Here is a 17,613-nt window from a genome sequence, read left to right as displayed (position 1 = left end):
TCCCGCTCGATCCGGCAATCTCAAGCCTCGGCCTGCCATCGAAGGCCCGAAGCCGCCCAATTATCAACAAACAAGATTCAATCAAATTCCATTTAGCCAGTTTATCAATGTTTGGTGTACGCCTATAGTCACAGGCAAATCCCTTTTGCAGGCTCCCCACCATGAACCGCTTGCCCTCGCTTTATCTGTCCCACGGCGCCCCGACGCTGCCGATCGACCCGACACTCCCCTCCGGTGCGTTCACGCACCTCGGCGCTGAATTGCCGCGTCCGCGCGCGGTGCTGATGCTGTCCGCGCACTGGGGCACGCAACAGCCGGTCGCGAGCGTGGCCGCGCATCCTGAAACGATCCACGACTTCTACGGCTTCCCGCGCGCGCTGTACGAAATCCAGTACCCGGCGCCAGGCGCGCCCGAGGTCGCCGAACGGGCGGCCGCGCTGCTGAATGCAGCCGGCATCGCGACTGCGACGACCGAGCACGGCCTGGATCACGGCGCGTGGGTGCCGATGCTGCTGATGTTCCCGGAGGCCGACGTGCCCGTCGCGCAGTTGTCGATCCAGCCGCGTGCGGACGCCGCCCATCACTTCGCGCTCGGCCGCGCGCTGCGGCCGCTGCGCGACGAAGGCGTGATGGTGATCGGCTCGGGCCAGATCACGCACAACCTGCGCGCGGCCGATTTCAGCGCGGCGCCCGAGGATGCGGACCCGCGCGTCGCGGAATTCACCGACTGGTTCGAGGCGAAGCTCGCCGCGCGCGATGTCGACGCGCTGCTCGACTATCGCCGGCAGGCGCCGCATGCGGCGCTGATGCATCCGACCGACGAGCACCTGCTGCCGGTGTTCACCGCGCTCGGCGCGGCCGACGACGACTACCAGCTCGGCATCCAGTCGCTCGGCACGTATCAACGCGTGCTCGCGATGACGAACTACGTGTTCGGGAGCGCGGCCGCCTGAATCCGGCGACACGGCCGGCGGCAGCAAACAAAAAGCCCGCCCGAGCAGCGCTCGGACGGGCTTTTTCAACGCTTTCCGCCACCGCCGATTCCGGTGGCGGGTCAGGCGTCAGGCACCGACCCCTTCGAGGATCTCGTCGTGCGACTCACGCTCGTCGAGATACTGGGTCCGATAGCCCGTGTTCACGCCCCAGAAGTAGAACACCAGCGAGATGGCCGCGACGATCAGCATGTCCCAGCCGTACGGCAGCACACCGTAACCGCCGAACTCCTTGCTGCCGATCAGCGACAGCACCGCCATCGTCGGCAGGTACGCGACCAGCCACCACGCGGCCTTCAGGTCGGCGCCCCAGCCGGTCCAGCCCGACTTCGCCTGGAAGTAGAAATACACCGGCAGCGCGACGATCATCAGCAGGATGATTTCGCCCGTCAGCGGCCATTTCGCCCAGTACAGGATCAGCGACGCGCAGACGAACGCGAACGGTGCGATCAGCTTCATCAGCGGGATCGACAGCGGACGCTCGATGTCGGTCGCCGCGCGGCGCAGCGCCATCAGGCTGATCGGGCCGGTCAGGTACGAGATCACCGTCGCGACCGAAATCACCGCCGCGAGCGAGCTCCAGCCGCGGAAGAAGAACAGGAAGATGAACGACACGAGCAGGTTGAACCACATCGCCTGGCGCGGCACGCCGTAGATCGGGTGCACGTTGCCGAACATCTTCGGCATCGTGTTGTTGCGTTCCATCGCGTAGATCATGCGGGTGGTCGTCGCCATGTAGGTCGTACCGGTGCCGCTCGGGCTGATGAACGCATCGACATACAGCAGGATCGCGAGCCAGTTCAGGTTCAGCGCGATCGCGAGTTCCGCGAACGGCGACGAGAAGTTGAAGTGCGCCCAGCCCTTCGCGACGTCGGCCGGGTTCACCGAGCCGATGTACGCCATCTGCAGCAGCACGTAGATCACGAGTGCGATCAGGATCGACGTGATTACCGCGAACGGCACGCTGCGCGACGGATTGCGCGCTTCACCGGCCAGGTTCACCGGGCTCTGGAAGCCGTTGAACGCGAACACGATGCCGCTCGTCGCGACCGCGGTCAGCACGGCCGACCAGCCGTACGGCGCGAAGCTTGCATTCGATGCGGTGCCGAGGTTTTCCGAATGGAAGCTCGACATCATCAGGCCGAGGATCGTGAGGCCGGGGATCAGGAACTTGAAGATCGTGATCGCGGTGTTCGCACGCGCGAAGGCCTTGACGCCCCAGTAGTTCAGCATGAAATAGATGACGACCAGCACGGCCGACAGCAGCAGGCCGGGTGTCGTCAGCTCGCCGTTCACGAACAACGCGTGCGCCCACGGATACTGCCACGTGCTCATGTACTGGATCGATGCTTCCGCCTCGATCGGAATCACCGACACGATCGCGATCCAGTTCGCCCATGCGCTGATGAAGCCCACCAGCGAACCGTGCGAGTAGCGCGCGTAGCGCACCATGCCGCCCGACTCGGGGAACATCGCGCCCAGTTCGGCATACGTCAGCGCAATCGCGAGAATCACGACCGCGCCGATGACCCATGCGCAAATCGCCGCCGGACCGGCAATCTTCGCAGCCTTCCAGGCGCCGAACAGCCAGCCCGAGCCGATAATCGAACCCAGTCCCGTCAGCATGAGTGCAAACGGGCCGATGTTCCGTTGAATAGAACTCTTCACATCCTCTCCTATGTCTCAAAAAGCATGGTCGGCACGCTGTCCGGGATCGGCTCGGATAGCACCGCGCATGCAATTTTGGGGGGAAGGATCACCCGATCGGGGCAACCCTTCCACGCGGCGCGTAGTTTAACGGTTGCACCTCCAAGTTGGCGCCAAAATCGTTCGGCCCCTACAAAAAATTCGCGTCATTTGCAAGGTTTGTAAACCTTAACTCCGCAATAACCCTGAGTGCATGGAAATACGGTTGACCGCGCGCCCGAATAGCCGTATAAACAACGTTGCAGGATTTCAAGCGGCGAGTGAATTGGTTCTTTCGTAGTTCGCCCATCAACGGTACTCCGGTTGGTCCCATTACCCCCTTCCTTGATTTTCCGCACCCATGGGCCTCGGCCCCGTTTTATCTTTTTAGGAACAAGTAACATGGCAACCGGTACCGTCAAGTGGTTCAATGACGCAAAGGGCTTCGGCTTCATCACCCCGGAAGGCGGCGGCGACGATCTGTTCGCGCACTTCTCGGAAATCCGCGTCGAAGGCTTCAAGACGCTGCAAGAAAACCAGAAGGTTGAATTCGAAGTGAAGACGGGCCCGAAGGGTCTGCAAGCTGCGAACATCCGTCCGGTCTAAGTTCGGCGCGATATTTCGTGTAAAAAAGCCCCGCTTCGGCGGGGCTTTTTGTTTTCCGGCGCGGGCAGCCTTGCGGCCGCCGCCGATCCGAATGGCGTTCGGTCAGCCGAACAGCCGCTGCGCGTGAATGCCGAGCCCGGTCGCGACGCTCGCGAGGCGATCGCCGAACACCGGCTGCGCGTCCGGGAACGCGCCGGCAAGTGCACCCGACAGGAACGCGAGCCCGGTCGAGCCGCCGGTGAAATACAGCGCGCCGACGTCGCGCGGCGCGACACCCGCAAGCCGCACCGTTTCGCGCGCGGCATCGACGATGCGCGCGGTGTCGTCGACGCTCGCATCGACGAGGCGTTCGGCGTCGAACGCGATCTGCAGATCCTCTTCCACGTCGTTCAGGTCGATCATCGTCTCCCCGCCCGCCGCCACGCCGATCTTCGCTTCTTCCGCGCGCGCCATCAGCGCATGCCCGAGCCGCTGCTCGACCACGCGCGTGAGCCGGTCGTACTGTCGTACGTCCTGGTACAGATGCTTCATCAGCTTCAGCTCGCCCAGCCGCTTCGGCGTATAGACCGTGTTGATCAAATGCCAGGTCGCCAGGTCGAAATAGATCCGGTTCGGCAGCTCGCGCCCCTCGGGATCGAGCGAGCGGTAGCCGAACGCCGGCAGGATCGCCGCCAGCTCGACGCGACGGTCGTAATCGGTACCCGCGACGTGCACGCCGTGGTGCGCGAGCACGTCATCCTTGCGCTCGAGGCGCGCCATGCGCTCCGGCCCGACGCGCACCAGCGAGAAGTCCGACGTGCCGCCGCCGATGTCGGCGACCAGCACGAGCCGCTCGGCCTGCTGGCGCGACTCGTAGTCGAAAGCGGCCGCGATCGGTTCGTACTGGAAATGCACGTCCGTGAAACCGACCGACTGCGCAGCCGCTTCGAGCTGGTCCTGCGCGAGGCGGTCGGCGCGCGGATCGTCGTCGACGAAGAACACCGGCCGGCCGAGCACCGCGCGCCCGATCGGCGCGCCGGCGCGCGCTTCGGCCTTGCGCTTCAGGTGCGTCAGGAAGCGCGCGATGATCTCCGTGTACGCCATCGCGCTGCCGTCGCCGAGATCGGTCGTGGTTTCCGCGAGCGGCGAGCCGAGGATGCTCTTCATCGAGCGCATCAGGCGGCCGTCGAAACCGTCGATATAGGATGCGAGCGCCGCACGGCCATATTCGACCGTCTGCTCGTCGTTGTTGAAGAAGATCGCGGTGGGCAGCGTCAGGTGGTCGCCCTCGACGGGCGCGAGGCGCATGCCGTCGCCGTCGGGCAGTGCCACGGCGGAATTGGACGTGCCGAAATCGATCGCGCAGTAAGTCATGGGAAGGTGCCGCAGCATGGCCGGCGCGAAAACGGAAAGGACGGGCTTTTTAACATGAAGCCCGCCGGATCACAACCGGATCGCCCACCGATGCCGGTGCAACCGGCCCGGGGCCGCGATCGGGCGCACCCGCGGCGCGCCGGCGACGGGTGCGGACAGGGGATCGATCGCACGCCACGCCTCCACGCCGCCCGCTTGCGGCGCGCCGGCAACTGACGCGGACCGGGTGCTCGACGAACGCCTGCCGGCTTGCGGATCAGGCTGCGGCGTCGAAACCCTTCTTCCATGCGCCCGCATAGACGACTTCGCCGATCGCGTGACGCGTGCGCGGCGCCTTTTCGCGATCGCGCAGCACCGGATCGAGCTTGTCGACGTTGCCGTAGTGGCCGAGCGAGATGATCGCCGGAATCGCGACGTCGGCCGGAATCTCGAATGCGTCGCGGAACGCCTTCGCGTCGAAGCCGCTCATCTGGTGTGCGGCGAGACCCAGCGCATGCGCCTGCAGCACCAGCGACATCGCGGCGGCGCCCGCGTCGTACAGCGCGGTCGGCGCCGGCTCGCCCTTCGCCGTGAGCGTGTGCGCGGTCACGGCGATCAGCACCGGCGCCGGCGCGTTCCAGCCCTGGTTGAACGGCACCAGCGTCGCGAATGCGCGCTTGAACGCCGCTTCGTCCTGCGTGCGGTCGAACACGATGAAGCGCCACGGTTGCGCGTTGTACGCGGACGGCGCCCAGCGCGCGGCTTCGAGCACCGCATGCAGATCGGCGCCGCTGATCGGCTCGTCCGAATACGCGCGCGGGCTCCAGCGGCCCGCGATCAGGTCGTGAATCGAAACAGTGGTGGGTGCAGGTTTGACGGACATGCGGTTCCTCGCTGACATCGATGAAGGGGCGCGAACGCCCGGCGAACCGCAAGCATAACCGCTTGAGGCGTCACGCGCCCGGTCATCCCGCGCAATGCAAATCACCGATTCCGCATTGACCGGCCGCGCCCGCGCAGGGGCCGGCCGGAGCGCCGCGCTCAGGCGGCCTGCGCGGCCGCGCGGGACGGGCCGCGGTTGATCCGCAGCACGATCAGCGCGCCGACGATGCAGAGCCCGCCCGAGATCATCGACGCGATCGTATAAGTGCCGAGGCTGGCACGCAGCAGCCCCGCGCCGAGCGCCGCGAATGCCGCGCCGAGCTGATGGCCGGCAACGATCCAGCCGAACACGACCGGCGCCGCGGCCTTGCCGAACACGTCGGTGGCGAGCCGTACCGTCGGCGGCACGGTCGCGATCCAGTCGAGCCCGTAGAACATCGCGAACAGCGGCAGCCCGAAGAAATCGATGCCGAACGCATGCGGCAGGTAGATCAGCGACAATCCGCGCAGCCCGTAGTACCAGAACAGCAGCACGCGGTTGTCGTAGCGGTCGGACAGCCAGCCCGACAGCGTCGTGCCGAACAGGTCGAACACGCCCATCGCCGCGAGCAGCGATGCGCCCTGCACTTCGGTCATCCCGTAGTCGCTGCACATCGCGATCAGGTGCGTGCCGACATAGCCGTTGGTGCTCGCACCGCAAATGAAGAAGCTGAAGAACAGGAGCCAGAAGTCGCGCGAGCGGCTCGCCGTCAGCAGCGTGCGGAACGCGACCGCGAGCGGGTTCTCCTTCGTCGCGTCGGGCGCGGGCGGCGCGTCGGCCGGCTCGCCGTAAGGGCGCAGCTTCACGTCGGCCGGCCGCTCGGGCAGCAGGAACGCGACCAGCGGAATCACGATCGCGGCCGCCACCGCGACGACCAGCACGACCGGCCGCCAGCCGTGTCGCTGCGCGATCGCCGCGAGCATCGGCAGGAACACGAGCTGGCCGGTGGCCGTGCTCGCCGTCAGGATGCCCATCACCAGGCCGCGCCGCGCATGGAACCAGCGCGTGACGAAGGTCGCCGACAGCGTCAGCGCGACGACACCCGTCGAGCAGCCGACCATCAGCCCCCAGATCACGACCATCTGCCAGCTCTGCGTCATCATCGACGACAGCGCGACGCCCGCGCTCATGGTCACCAGCGCGGTCAGGATCGTCGGCCGCAGCCCGAAGCGCTGCATCGCCGCGGCCGCGAACGGGCCCGTCAGGCCGTACAGCGCGATGTTCACCGAAATCGCCAGCGAAATCGCCGCGCGGCTCCAGCCGAGTTCGCGCTCGAGCGGCACCATCAGCACGCTCGGTGTCGCGCGCGTGCCGGCCGCGGCCAGCAGGATCAGGAAAACCACCGCCGCCGCGAGCCATCCGTAGTGGAAACGCCCGCCGATTCGTGTCACTGCCCAGTTCATGTCATCGCTCTCCAGTTGGCGGCCCGGCGCCCGCGCGCCTGCCCCGCCTCACCACCAGGCCACCTCCGCCGCACGCAGCATCGGCTGACCCGGGCCGATACCTGGCATTCGTCTGTCGATCCGGTCGGCATTGTTACCGCTCGGTCACAAGTGTGTTGCGATCGTAGTTACCAGTCGGTAACATGTCAAGCAATTCACCACGCAGTCGAGGGTCATCATGTCGGGCATCGAGGCAGCCAACAAGCCGCCGGCACGCCGCACGCGCCAGCCGATCGCCGCGGCCGCCGCGCACGAACACCTGCTGCGCGCCGCCGAGGAGCTGTTTTACAAGGAAGGGGTGCGCGCGGTCGGCGTCGAGGCGGTCGTGGAACGCGCGGGCGTCAACAAGATGAGCCTGTACCGCCAGTTCTCGTCGAAGGACGAGCTGATCCTCGCGTATCTCGAACGGATGGATGCGTGCTTCTTCGAGCGCTTCGATTCGAGCGTCGCGAAGCATCCGGGCCAGCCCAAGGCGCAGTTGATCCAGTATTTCGTCGATCTCGCGGAGCGCGCGACGCAGAAGGACTATCGCGGCTGCCCGTTCGTCAACGTCGCGGCCGAATTTCCCGATGCGTCGCATCCGGCGCGCGAGCGCGTCGCGCAGAACAAGGAGCAGTTGATGAAGCGGCTCGTCGAGCTATGCGAAGGCGCAGGCGCCCGGCAGCCGAAAGCGCTCGCCGACGCGCTCGCGCTCGTGGTCGAGGGCATCTACGCGGCCAGCCAGACCTACCGGCACGGCGAAACGCCGATCGGCACCGCGCCCGCGCTGGTCACTCAATTGATCGAAGCCGCCTGCGCATGACGGGCGGTGCACGCGCGAACCTCGCGTGCCCGCTCCGCTACAATGCGGCCCTCGCTGCCGCCTGACCCGACTGCCCTCGCCATGACCGATACCCGCCCCGATTCGCACGACGACATCCTCGCCGCCACGCGGCACTGGCTCGCGCGCGCGGTAATCGGGCTCAATCTGTGCCCGTTCGCGAAGAGCGTCTACGTGAAGGAGCAGGTGCGCTATGCGATCAGCGAAGCGACGACGCTCGAGGACGCGCTCGCCGACCTCGAAACCGAGTTGCGCGCGCTCGAAGCGGCGGATCCGCAGCAGGTCGACACGACGCTCGTGATCTATCCGCGCGCCTTCGCGGATTTCGTCGACTACAACGATGCGCTGTTCTTCGCCGACCGGCTCGTGCGGCAACTGCGGCTCGACGGCGTGCTGCAGATCGCGAGCTTCCATCCCGAGTACCGGTTCGAAGGCAGCGAAGCCGACGACATCGAGAACTACACGAACCGCGCGCCGTATCCGATCCTGCACCTGCTGCGCGAGGACAGCATCGCGCGCGCGGTCGACGCGTTCCCGGACGCGTCCGCGATCTACGAGAAAAACCAGGAAACGCTGCGCCGCCTCGGCCACGACGGCTGGCGCGAATGGATGCGCCGGCCGGGCGACGACGTCTGACGCGTCGCGCGACGGCCGGATGCCGCGCGGCAAACGGGCCGCGCGTCGGCCTGCGTCAGTCCGAAGCCGACTCGACGGCCTCGCCCGCCGCGGGCGCCGACGCGAAGAAGCGCTCGTTCAGTTCGGCGAGCCCGAACATGCCGAGGATCTCGTTCAGCCGCTCGGCGGGCTTGCGGCGCGGCAGGTTCTTGTACTGCGCGATGATCAGCTCGTTCTTCATCGAATGTTCCCAGCCGACCAGCTCGGTCACGCTGACCTGGTAGCCGTGCGCCTCGAGCTGCAGGCAGCGCAGCACGTTGGTGATCTGGCTGCCGAATTCGCGCGTATGCAGCGGATGCCGCCACACTTCCGTCAGCGCGTTCGCGAGCGACTTGCCCTTGTTCCTGCGCAGCACGCCCGCGACTTCCGCCTGGCAGCACGGCACCAGCACGATGTGCTGCGCGCGTTTCGCGAGCGCGAAACGGATCGCGTCGTCGGTCGCCGTGTCGCATGCATGCAGCGCGGTGACGACATCGACCGTTTCGGGCAGCTTCGGCGACGTGATCGAATCGGCGACCGACAGGTTCAGGAACGACATGCCGCCGAACCCGAGTCGCGCGGCGAGTTCGGTGGAGCGCGTGACGAGCTCCTCGCGCGTCTCGATCCCGTACACGTGCGACGCGAACGCCGGCGTGCCGTGCCCCGGCTGCTGCTTGAAGAACAGGTCGTACAGGATGAAGCCGAGATACGACTTGCCGGCGCCGTGATCGACGAGCGTCACGCCGCCCTTGTCGGCCTGCACGCTCGCGAGCAGCGGCTCGATGAACTGGAACAGGTGATAGACCTGCTTCAGCTTGCGGCGGCTGTCCTGGTTCAGCTTGCCGTCGCGGGTGAGGATGTGCAGTTCCTTCAGCAGCTCGACGGACTGCTCCGGACGGATTTCGTAGGTCTTGTTCGACATCGTGAAGCGGCGCCGGGCCACGGTCGGTCGACCACGGCCCGGCGGCGGGAATTCGTGAGGAATGGCGACAGTTTACCGAAAATACGCGATCAGGCCCGCGCGCCGAGCCGCCAGAGCGACGTGACCTCGGCGCGGCGCGCCGCGTGCAGCGGGTCGTCCGCGTCGGTGGACTTGGGGTGCGCGGGGCGGATGTCTTCGCGGCCGAGCACGACGAGACCGGCTTCGTCGATCCACTGCAGCAGCGTGTCGCGCGGCCGCAGGCCGAGATGCTCGGCAAAATCGGACAGGATCAGCCAGCCTTCGCCGCCCGGTTCGAGATGGTCGGCGAGCCCCGCGAGGAAACCGCGCAGCATGCGGCTGTCGGGATCGTAGACCGCATATTCGATCGGCGCGCTCGGACGGGCCGGCACCCACGGCGGATTGCAGACGACGAGCGGCGCGCGGCCGGCCGGAAACAGGTCGGCTTCGACGACCTCGACGCGCTCGGCATGACCGAGCCGCGCGACGTTCTCGCGGGCGCACGCGAGCGCGCGCGGATCCTGATCCGTCGCGACGATGCGTTCGACGCCGCGCGACGCGAGCACGGCCGCGAGCACGCCGGTGCCCGTGCCGATGTCGAACGCGAGCGACGTCGCGGGCAGCGGCGTGCGCGCGACGAGTTCGACGTATTCGCCGCGCACCGGCGAAAACACACCGTAATGCGGATGGATCGGCGCGCCGCCGAGCGCCGGAATCGGCACGCCCTTCTTGCGCCATTCGTGCGCGCCGACGAGGCCGAGCAGCTCGCGCAGCGACACGACCGACGGCGCGCCGCCCGGGCCGTATGCTTCCTCGCACGCGGCACGCACGTCGGGCGCGCGGCGCAGCGGGATCGTGTAGTCGGCGTCGAGCGGGATCAGCAGCATCCCGAGCGTCCGGGCGCGCTGCGATTGCGCGAGGCGGTGCAGGTTGAACGCGTCGACGCCCACCGCGGCCTTCGCCTTCTTCGGCTTGCGTTCGACGCGGCGCGCCATCGCCTGCACGAGCTGGCGCGCGTTCTGGAAGTCGCCCTGCCAGACGAGCGCCGTGCCCTCGCACGCGAGGCGGTACGCGGCGTCGGCGGTGAGGCGGTCGTCGGCGGGCACGGCGCGCCTGGGCGGCTGCACGCCGGCTTCGGAGCGCCAGCGCACGGCATGTTCGGCGCCGTCGGCGTCGGTCCAGTGGAAAACGGGGAAATCGGTCACGCGAGCTCGGCTACGGTTGGCTTCAGACAGGCGGCGCTACAGGAGCGCGCCGCGCGGACCACACCATACCGCGCTTTGCCCGCGCGGCAAAGCGCGCGCGACCGCCCCGGCGTCGCGCGGGCAACCTACCCGCCCCACCCCGGCATCGCAGGCATGCGCAACGTGCCCGCATCGCTGAAGCGCACGGTGCCGAGCACGCCGCCCGCGAGCCGGCCGCGCAGCGCGTACGGCAACTCGCCGTTGGCCGCCGCGCCGGGCAGGTTCCACGCCTGGCGCGCGGCGGCGAACGCCGACACCGAAACGGGCACGTCGATCACGGCCTCGCCGAAGCGCGGCACGACGCCCGAGCGATCGCTGACGCCGCTCGCGAACGGCGTGCCGTTCAGTTCGAGCGCGACCGAAATGCCGTCGTATTCGATCGGCGTGTCGTTCGGGTTCTGCACGCGCAGTTTCAGGCTGAAGCGCATCTCGAGGCCCTGTCCGACCAGCGGATCGAGCCCGGCGACGGTCACGCTCACCGGCTCGCGCGTCAGGCCCGCGCAACCGCCGAGCACGAAGACGGCGGCGAACAGCAGCAGCATGGCGCGCAGCGGCGCGATACGGAACAGGGCTCGTGGCATGGGCAGGCCTCCTTGCGGCAATCGATTGACGGATCGTCGCTGCATTGTACCGAGCGCGCCACGCTCCGCCCTGATTCGTAGTTTCCGCGCGCCGCCGAGATCGTTAATAGATTAAAACTACGGAAACAAGCAGTCGAACGGAGAGCGAATTAATGCCTCCCAGCATTCAATGGCGCGCAAAAAATTCAATCGAAGCACTTTCTAATTTTTTCGTTTCCTTTACCCAAAACCATCAAGTATATTTACGCATCCTTCGAGCAGGCCGACAAACCTTCAAGCCGCATGACGGCGATTTTACGGAACGGCGACATGCCGTCCTTCCGTCCTGCGGCCTGGTACGGCCAGCCCCGTGGGCTGTCGGTTCAAAGGGAATGCACGCCCCGTGCGGGGCGGGCGGCCCCGTGTCGTGCGCGCGAAATCAATTCAGTACAACACGCGCCCGGCCATTTTGAACCGGCAAGTTAACCGACATCCGGAAACACAGAGGGGGCAGTAAACCATGATTACCTTCACGTAGTCGGCCGCCGTCTTTTCGAATAATCCGTCATTGGAATTTCTCGTCGCCGTTGATTAACGGCGAGGGATTTCTTTTGCCGGCGTTTTCGCAGCACTGAACGATTCTTTCAACAATCGAGGTTTCAGTCATGTCGATCAACATTCACAAGATGCGTTACCTGCCGCTGGTCGCCGCGCTCGCGCTCGCCGGGTGCGGCGGCGACGACAGCGGCGTCGGCTCGGCTTCCGCGCTCAGCTCCGCCGGCGCGCCGCACTCGAGCTCGTCGCCCGCGGCCAACACGCCGCCGAGCGCGTCCAACGTCGACAAGAGCGTGTCGCCTGTCGAGCTGCCGGACACCGTGGTACCCGTCAACTACCGGCTGTGGTTCCGCCCGAACGAAGCGCTGAACGCGTTCGACGGGCGCGCCGATGTCGAGATCAAGGTGCTGAAGCCGGTCAACAACATCGTGATCGCCGGTCACCGCATCAAGTTCACGAACGGCCGCATCACGCTGCAGCCGGGCAACATCCAGCTGATCGCGACGCCGCAGGACAAGGGCGACTTCTACCAGCTGCGCCCCGTCGCCGGCACCATCGCGCCGGGCAACTATTCGCTGCACATGGAGTGGTCGGGCATCATCAACTTCAAGTCGTACGACGATCCGGCCACGCAGACGGGCGGCAGCTGCGGCGACGATCCGTATCCGGGCTGCTCGGCCGCGGAAGGCGTGTTCCGTGTCGACCTGAAGAGCACCGACGGCACGACGAGCGGCGCGATCCTCACGCAGGGCGAAACCAACCTGTCGCGCCAGTGGTTCCCGGGCTGGGACGAGCCGGCATTCCGGCCGACTTATGAAGTGACGGCCGAAGTGCCGCAGAACTGGCGCGTCGTGTCGAACGCGGCCGAGAAGCCGTCGACCAACGTCGGCGGCGGCTACAAGCTCGTGCAGTTCGAGAAGACGCCGCCGATGCCGTCGTACCTGCTGTTCTTCGGCGGCGGCATGTTCGACACCTACGAGGACGATTTCTCGAGCCCGCTGCCGGGCGGCAAGGGCGGCCTGCACCTGCGCGTGTTCACGCCGCCGGGCATGAGCGACTGGGCGAAGCCGGCGATGGACCGCACCAAGCAGGCGCTCGACTTCTACTACCGCTACACGGGCATCCCGCTGCCGCTGACGAAGTTCGACACGGTCGCCGCGAACGACGCGTTCAAGGAGCAGAAGGACCTGAACTTCGGCGGGATGGAGAACTGGGGGTCGATCCTCGAGTTCGCCGACGACATCCTGCCGCAACCGGGCCAGCCGATGTCGCGCTACGGTAACGAGGTGCTGACGCACGAAGTCGCGCACCAGTGGTTCGGCGACCTCGTCACGACCGACTGGTGGGACAACGTCTGGCTCAATGAATCGTTCGCGACGTTCTTCGAGACGAAGACGACGATCCAGTTCTTCCCCGACGAGTTCAGCTGGCTCGATCAGGTGAAGAACAAGTATCGCGTGATCAATCGCGACATCGGCCCGAACGCGTTCCCGGTCGCGCCGAACTTCAACGACTGGGCGTCGAACGACTTCGTGCTGAGCGCGAGCGCGTTCACGTACGACAAGGGCGGCCACGTGCTGAAGACGCTCGAGAACTATCTCGGCGAGCAAACCCTGCGCAAGGGCCTGCAGCAATACCTGGTCGACTACTCGTTCGGTAACGGCACGCCGAAGCGCCTGTGGGATGCGCTGTCGAAGGCGAGCGGCCAGCCGGTCGGCCCGATCGGCGACAGCTACGTGCGCCAGACGGGCGTGCCGCTGATCTCGCTCGATACGCAGTGCGACATGACGAAGAACCAGACGATCGTCACGCTGAAACAGCAGCCGTTCCCGAACAAGAACGCGTATCCGGGCCTGCAGTGGACGGTACCGATCACGCTCGCGTACGGCCAGGGTCTCGCGAAACACACGACGCTCGCGCTGAAGGATACGCAGACGCAAACGCGGATCGACGGCTGCACGGGCGTGGTCGCGGATCCGAGCGGTCTCGACTACTACGTCGTGAACTACAGCGACGCCGCGTGGAGCGGCCTGCTCACGCAGGTCAACGGCTCGACCGATCCGGTGCTGCTCGCGAACCTGAAGAGCGAGGCCGCGCTGCTGGTCGCGAACAACCTCGCGCCGGCTTCGCGTTCGACGTCGATCGGCTCGGTCGCCTCGCCGGCCGCGATGAAGCTGCGCCAGACGCCGAGCTTCGGCGGCATCGCGCCGACGGTGAAGGAACGTCCGTCGCTGCGCTACCAGGGCATGTTCAAGCCGCGCAAGACGCTGGTTCAGTAACGTCGTCCGGCCGACCGGTGCCGCGCAGTTCGCGGCGCCGGCCGGCGTTCGATCTTTCACGTCCTTTGTCAGGCCCCGATACGGGGCCTGTTTTTTCGTGACCGCCGCTAGCGATCGTCGCGCCGGCGAAACGCCCACCACGCGGCGAGCGCGGTAAAGCCCGCGACCAGCAGCACCATCAGCCAGAACCCGTGCTTGTTCTCCGAGAACGGCACGCCGCCGACGTTCATCCCGAAGAAGCCCGCGACGATGTTGATCGGCAGCGCGATCACGGTCACCAGCGTCAGCGTGAACAGCGTCCGGTTGTTCTGCTCGTCGAGCCGCGAACCGATCTCTTCCTGCAACAGCTTGATCCGCTCGTTGAGCCCCGACAGATCGGCGAGCACCAGCGAGAACTCCTCGGTCGACTCGCGCAGCTCCTGCACGTCTTCGGCATGCAGCCACGCGGGCGGCTTCGCGAGCAGCCGGAAGATCGACCCCGGCTCGGGCGCGAGCATGCGCTGCAGCCGCGTGAGCGTCCGGCGCATCGCGCCGAGTTCGACGCGATTCGACGTGAGCCGTTGCGACAGGAAGCGATCCTCGATGCGGTCGACGTCGATGCTCGTGCGCCGCATGATCTGGATCAGCAGGTCGGCCTGGTCGCGCAGCAGGTGCACGAGCAGTTCGGCCGGCGAGCGGAACCGCTCGCCGTCGCGCACGCAGGCGCGCAGCGTGTCGACCGAGCGCAGCGGCTTGAGCCGCGCAGTGACCATGATGCGCCGCTCGACGTGGACGAACAGCGTCGCGATTTCCGACGGCGTCAGCTCGAGGTTGAACATCACGTCGTTGACGATCGCGCGCAGCGCGCCGTCCTCCTGCTCGATGCGCGTCGAGCGCGATCCTTCGTGAAGGAATTCGAAGAAGCTGTCGGGCAATCCGAGGTGCGTGCGCATCCAGCGCTCGCTCGCGCCGTGCGCGAGATTGAAGTGCAGCCAGACGAAATCGTCCGAGGCGGCCGCATCGCGCTCGCGGCACGTGCGCAGCCATCCAGCGGCCGCGTCGGCGTCGAGCATCGCACCCGAGCCGCCCGGGACGAAGCGGAATCCGCACACCATGCCGGACGTATCGGCGCCGTAAGTCTGTACGATCAGGTCCATCGTGTCGAAGGTGGTGCGGCGCGCACCGCGCCGCGCATCGCGCATTGCGGCGCCACGCCGGGAAATTGAAAGGAAACGTATGCCCGACGCATGCGACATTTTCGTGACGGCGTCGCATACGGACGTCCGGTGTCGGGTGTCCGGCGGCCCCAAAAACAACGCGCCGCCCATTGGGCGGCGCATGTGCGACGAGCAGGCCGGCGTGACGCGTGGTTACTGCCGCGTCTCCGACTGCGCGGCGGTCGGGCAGGCCGGATCCTTGCCCCAGTGGCCGTCGCAGACGCGCCAGCGGCACAGCTGATCCTCGAAGAAGCCGCGCTCCGAGCACTCCTTCACGCGCGCCGCGAGCGAACCGCCCGTCGTGGCGGCCGTCTTGGTCGGCACGGCCTGCCCCTTCTGCGCGGCGACCTTCTTGTCGGCCGGCTTCGTGCGTGCGACGAGCGCGGCGAGCAGGTCCGCATCCGGGTCGTCCTTCCCGGCGGCCTTCGCGCTCGCGGTACGGGTCGTCGCGTCATGACGCTTCTTCGCCTGCGCGAGCTCCGCCTGCTGTTCCTTGTGGTGCTTGCGGGCCTCCGCCTTCGCGTCGGCCTTCGCATCGGCCTTGCCGCGTGCGGCGACCTTGCCGCTCTGCGCGGCGTCGGCCTTCGCCGATTTCGTCGTCGCAGCGGCGGCGGCGGCCGTCGCGGCGACGGCGCCTGCCGTGGCCGCGCCCGACGCGTCGTCGGCGCCGTTCGCGAGCGCGCGCGACAGGCGGCTGTTGTCCGCGCCCGATGCGCCCGATGCGGACGCAACGGTCTGGGACGCCGCATCGTCATTGACGATCGTGGCCGGTTGCGCGGCGGGAGCGGCCGACGCGGCATTCTGCGCGACCTGCACGGCGGCGCCGCTGGCCGCCTCGGCCTTCGCCGCTGCCTGCGCGGGCGCGGCGGCCACGACGGCCTGCTCGCCGGATTGCTGCTGCCAGCGCCATGCCCCCCAGCCGCCGACGGCGACCACGAGCGCGACGACGGCCGCGATCGGCCCTTTCAGCGAGCGGCGCGGCGCTTCGGCCGGCGGCGTGACACGTCCTTCCAGATTCGCGAGAATGCGCGACTGCTGCGGTCCGCCCTCGCCTGCCGGTTTGGTATCGGACAGCAGGCTCGGCGGGGTTTTCGAATTTGAATTTTCCGGCGCACTCATTCAGCGTCTCATTGAATCCTGGTTTAATTCACCGCGATAATATAGCCCGGCCTCTCAAAGCAGCCTGATTCTAAGAGCAAGCATTGCAAAACACAATCAATTCCAATTTCCGGGGATTTCGTTGATTGCCGTCGCACTCGTCGCCTATTTCGCCCTTGCCGTCGCGGTCGCGGCACTGTTGCTTTTACCGGGTATCCGCACGGCGGTTTTCGAATCCGTCGCCCAGTTTCACGGCCGTCTGACACGCCGTGCGAACGCTCGCGCCGCACGCACGCGAAGTCAAATTGTTAAATCGGCAACCGTTACGCGCGGCGCATTAAGCGATGTGCAAAATTTACTGATTCGGCGGCGCTTGATGATTATGGTATCGGCAGGTATTCTTGCGACGCCGCCATTGGTGGCCATTGCGTTACGCGGTCGGCAATTGTTTCAGTACGACGACACGGCGCGCGTGCCCGACGAAAAGATCGCCGCGCTGCTGCAGGGCGAACAACTCGTGCCGCCCCCGCCGTTGCCGCCGGAAGTCTTTGCCACGAAGGAAGTCGAACAGGTGCGGCCGGCACTGAAGGATGCAAGCCGCGACTGGAACCTGCTGGATCCCGATTTCCGTACGCGTTTGTTGCTGGTCTACAAGATCATGCACGAACAATATGGTTACGAGATGGCGCTGCTGGAAGGTTATCGGAGCCCGGAACGACAGAATCGGCTCGCGCAGATGGGCACCAACGTGACCAATGCGGCGGCCTTCCAGAGTTATCACCAATTCGGGCTCGCGGCCGACAACGCGTTTCTGCGCGACGGCAAGCTGGTCATTTCCGAGAAAGATCCCTGGGCGATGCGCGGCTACCAGTTGTACGGACAGGTTGCCGAGCAGGTCGGCCTGACCTGGGGGGGCCGATGGAAAATGATGGATCTCGGGCACGTGGAATACCATAAACCCGGTTTTAAACTGGGACGCGGCAGCTAGTCAGGGCTGCCGGACAAGAAATAATGAGGGCGGCATGGGGCTTTTTAATCATCCGGCAGGAAACGATTTGAGCGGCGCAATCGATCGGGCATTCCGTTGCACGATTTTTTCCGATCGCCGCTTCCGTTTTAATTCTCACAGCGTCCTTTCATTATTGCGCGCGCCTTCTCCGATGCCGCGGGCGCATTGATGCCAGCCCCTTTCATCCCGTTTGACAGCATGGCGACACACCGCGGCGCCACGCTTGCCGCTCGGCGCGCCTGCGTCGCCTCACCGAATCGCACCGGAACCTGAACGTC

15 protein-coding genes are annotated in these 17,613 nt (G+C 66.4%); 6 read left to right on the top strand and 9 right to left on the bottom strand.

Going from position 1 to position 17,613, the window contains the following annotated elements:
* The first annotated feature begins 161 nt into the window (after nt 1-161).
* Nucleotides 162-953, top strand: coding sequence for a DODA-type extradiol aromatic ring-opening family dioxygenase (locus tag WS45_RS27520; protein ID WP_059702618.1), 792 nt, complete (start codon nt 162-164; stop codon nt 951-953).
* A gap of 108 nt (nt 954-1,061) precedes the next feature.
* Here the strand turns inward: WS45_RS27520 and WS45_RS27515 are convergent, their stop codons facing one another.
* Nucleotides 1,062-2,660, bottom strand: coding sequence for an APC family permease (locus tag WS45_RS27515; protein ID WP_059532754.1), 1,599 nt, complete (start codon nt 2,658-2,660; stop codon nt 1,062-1,064).
* A 420-nt stretch (nt 2,661-3,080) separates the two neighbouring features.
* Here WS45_RS27515 and WS45_RS27510 point away from each other — a divergent pair, with 420 nt between their 5' ends.
* A complete protein-coding gene (locus WS45_RS27510; RefSeq protein ID WP_006477070.1) occupies nt 3,081-3,284 on the top strand; it encodes a cold-shock protein in 204 nt (67 codons plus the stop codon).
* 102 nt (nt 3,285-3,386) lie between these two features.
* Here WS45_RS27510 and WS45_RS27505 read toward each other — a convergent pair whose 3' ends face one another.
* From WS45_RS27505 to WS45_RS27495, 3 genes are all read right to left on the bottom strand, one after another.
* The gene (locus WS45_RS27505) at nt 3,387-4,637 is read right to left on the bottom strand and encodes an Hsp70 family protein (RefSeq protein WP_059702617.1); all 1,251 of its coding nucleotides are present in this window, start codon (nt 4,635-4,637) and stop codon (nt 3,387-3,389) included.
* Between the two features lie 256 nt (nt 4,638-4,893).
* Nucleotides 4,894-5,499 (bottom strand): nitroreductase family protein, encoded by a 606-nt coding sequence (locus WS45_RS27500; RefSeq protein ID WP_059702615.1) that lies wholly within the window; start codon nt 5,497-5,499, stop codon nt 4,894-4,896.
* 158 nt (nt 5,500-5,657) lie between these two features.
* Nucleotides 5,658-6,941 carry an MFS transporter gene (locus tag WS45_RS27495; protein ID WP_059702613.1) on the bottom strand — a complete coding sequence of 428 codons (1,284 nt, stop codon included), beginning with the start codon at nt 6,939-6,941 and terminating at the stop codon, nt 5,658-5,660.
* Between the two features lie 217 nt (nt 6,942-7,158).
* On the opposite strand from WS45_RS27495, the gene WS45_RS27490 reads away from it, so the two are divergent.
* Together WS45_RS27490 and WS45_RS27485 are read left to right on the top strand one after the other, a co-directional pair.
* Nucleotides 7,159-7,782, top strand: a complete 624-nt coding sequence (locus WS45_RS27490; RefSeq protein WP_059702611.1) for a TetR/AcrR family transcriptional regulator — start codon at nt 7,159-7,161, stop codon at nt 7,780-7,782.
* A gap of 81 nt (nt 7,783-7,863) precedes the next feature.
* Nucleotides 7,864-8,436 (top strand): DUF1415 domain-containing protein, encoded by a 573-nt coding sequence (locus tag WS45_RS27485; RefSeq protein WP_059692336.1) that lies wholly within the window; start codon nt 7,864-7,866, stop codon nt 8,434-8,436.
* 55 nt (nt 8,437-8,491) lie between these two features.
* Here WS45_RS27485 and WS45_RS27480 read toward each other — a convergent pair whose 3' ends face one another.
* The 3 genes from WS45_RS27480 to WS45_RS27470 all read right to left on the bottom strand — a co-directional run bounded on the left by WS45_RS27480 (nt 8,492) and on the right by WS45_RS27470 (nt 11,219).
* A complete protein-coding gene (locus tag WS45_RS27480; protein WP_059702609.1) occupies nt 8,492-9,376 on the bottom strand; it encodes a class I SAM-dependent methyltransferase in 885 nt (294 codons plus the stop codon).
* 89 nt (nt 9,377-9,465) lie between these two features.
* Nucleotides 9,466-10,599 carry a methyltransferase gene (locus WS45_RS27475; protein WP_059702607.1) on the bottom strand — a complete coding sequence of 378 codons (1,134 nt, stop codon included), beginning with the start codon at nt 10,597-10,599 and terminating at the stop codon, nt 9,466-9,468.
* A gap of 125 nt (nt 10,600-10,724) precedes the next feature.
* Complete coding sequence (locus WS45_RS27470; protein ID WP_059532770.1) at nt 10,725-11,219, bottom strand: LEA type 2 family protein; 495 nt, start codon at nt 11,217-11,219, stop codon at nt 10,725-10,727.
* Nucleotides 11,220-11,863: 644 nt separating this feature from the next.
* Between WS45_RS27470 and WS45_RS27465 the strand changes: the two genes are divergently transcribed.
* A complete protein-coding gene (locus WS45_RS27465; RefSeq protein ID WP_059532774.1) occupies nt 11,864-14,032 on the top strand; it encodes a M1 family metallopeptidase in 2,169 nt (722 codons plus the stop codon).
* Between the two features lie 107 nt (nt 14,033-14,139).
* On the opposite strand, the gene WS45_RS27460 is transcribed toward WS45_RS27465, so the two are convergent.
* Nucleotides 14,140-15,168 (bottom strand): transporter, encoded by a 1,029-nt coding sequence (locus tag WS45_RS27460; protein WP_059692393.1) that lies wholly within the window; start codon nt 15,166-15,168, stop codon nt 14,140-14,142.
* 213 nt (nt 15,169-15,381) lie between these two features.
* Nucleotides 15,382-16,347 carry a hypothetical protein gene (locus WS45_RS27455; RefSeq protein WP_059702605.1) on the bottom strand — a complete coding sequence of 322 codons (966 nt, stop codon included), beginning with the start codon at nt 16,345-16,347 and terminating at the stop codon, nt 15,382-15,384.
* 121 nt (nt 16,348-16,468) lie between these two features.
* On the opposite strand from WS45_RS27455, the gene WS45_RS27450 reads away from it, so the two are divergent.
* The gene (locus WS45_RS27450) at nt 16,469-17,314 is read left to right on the top strand and encodes a M15 family metallopeptidase (protein WP_059532780.1); all 846 of its coding nucleotides are present in this window, start codon (nt 16,469-16,471) and stop codon (nt 17,312-17,314) included.
* The last annotated feature ends 299 nt before the right edge of the window (nt 17,315-17,613 follow it).

Origin of the sequence: Burkholderia sp. RF2-non_BP3 (assembly GCF_001522185.1) — a bacterium.
In the GTDB taxonomy this organism is placed as follows: domain Bacteria; phylum Pseudomonadota; class Gammaproteobacteria; order Burkholderiales; family Burkholderiaceae; genus Burkholderia; species Burkholderia diffusa.
This window is presented reverse-complemented; position numbering and strand designations above follow the sequence as displayed.

What these genes read in the sequence shown, in the direction of transcription:
- WS45_RS27465 (WP_059532774.1), top strand. Translation starts at nt 11,864, where the DNA reads ATGTCGATCAACATTCACAAGATGCGTTACCTGCCGCTGGTCGCCGCG.
- WS45_RS27455 (WP_059702605.1), bottom strand. Translation starts at nt 16,347, where the DNA reads ATGAGTGCGCCGGAAAATTCAAATTCGAAAACCCCGCCGAGCCTGCTG.
- WS45_RS27520 (WP_059702618.1), top strand. Translation starts at nt 162, where the DNA reads ATGAACCGCTTGCCCTCGCTTTATCTGTCCCACGGCGCCCCGACGCTG.
- WS45_RS27490 (WP_059702611.1), top strand. Translation starts at nt 7,159, where the DNA reads ATGTCGGGCATCGAGGCAGCCAACAAGCCGCCGGCACGCCGCACGCGC.
- WS45_RS27500 (WP_059702615.1), bottom strand. Translation starts at nt 5,499, where the DNA reads ATGTCCGTCAAACCTGCACCCACCACTGTTTCGATTCACGACCTGATC.
- WS45_RS27460 (WP_059692393.1), bottom strand. Translation starts at nt 15,168, where the DNA reads ATGGACCTGATCGTACAGACTTACGGCGCCGATACGTCCGGCATGGTG.
- WS45_RS27480 (WP_059702609.1), bottom strand. Translation starts at nt 9,376, where the DNA reads ATGTCGAACAAGACCTACGAAATCCGTCCGGAGCAGTCCGTCGAGCTG.
- WS45_RS27505 (WP_059702617.1), bottom strand. Translation starts at nt 4,637, where the DNA reads ATGACTTACTGCGCGATCGATTTCGGCACGTCCAATTCCGCCGTGGCA.
- WS45_RS27485 (WP_059692336.1), top strand. Translation starts at nt 7,864, where the DNA reads ATGACCGATACCCGCCCCGATTCGCACGACGACATCCTCGCCGCCACG.
- WS45_RS27470 (WP_059532770.1), bottom strand. Translation starts at nt 11,219, where the DNA reads ATGCCACGAGCCCTGTTCCGTATCGCGCCGCTGCGCGCCATGCTGCTG.
- WS45_RS27495 (WP_059702613.1), bottom strand. Translation starts at nt 6,941, where the DNA reads ATGAACTGGGCAGTGACACGAATCGGCGGGCGTTTCCACTACGGATGG.
- WS45_RS27510 (WP_006477070.1), top strand. Translation starts at nt 3,081, where the DNA reads ATGGCAACCGGTACCGTCAAGTGGTTCAATGACGCAAAGGGCTTCGGC.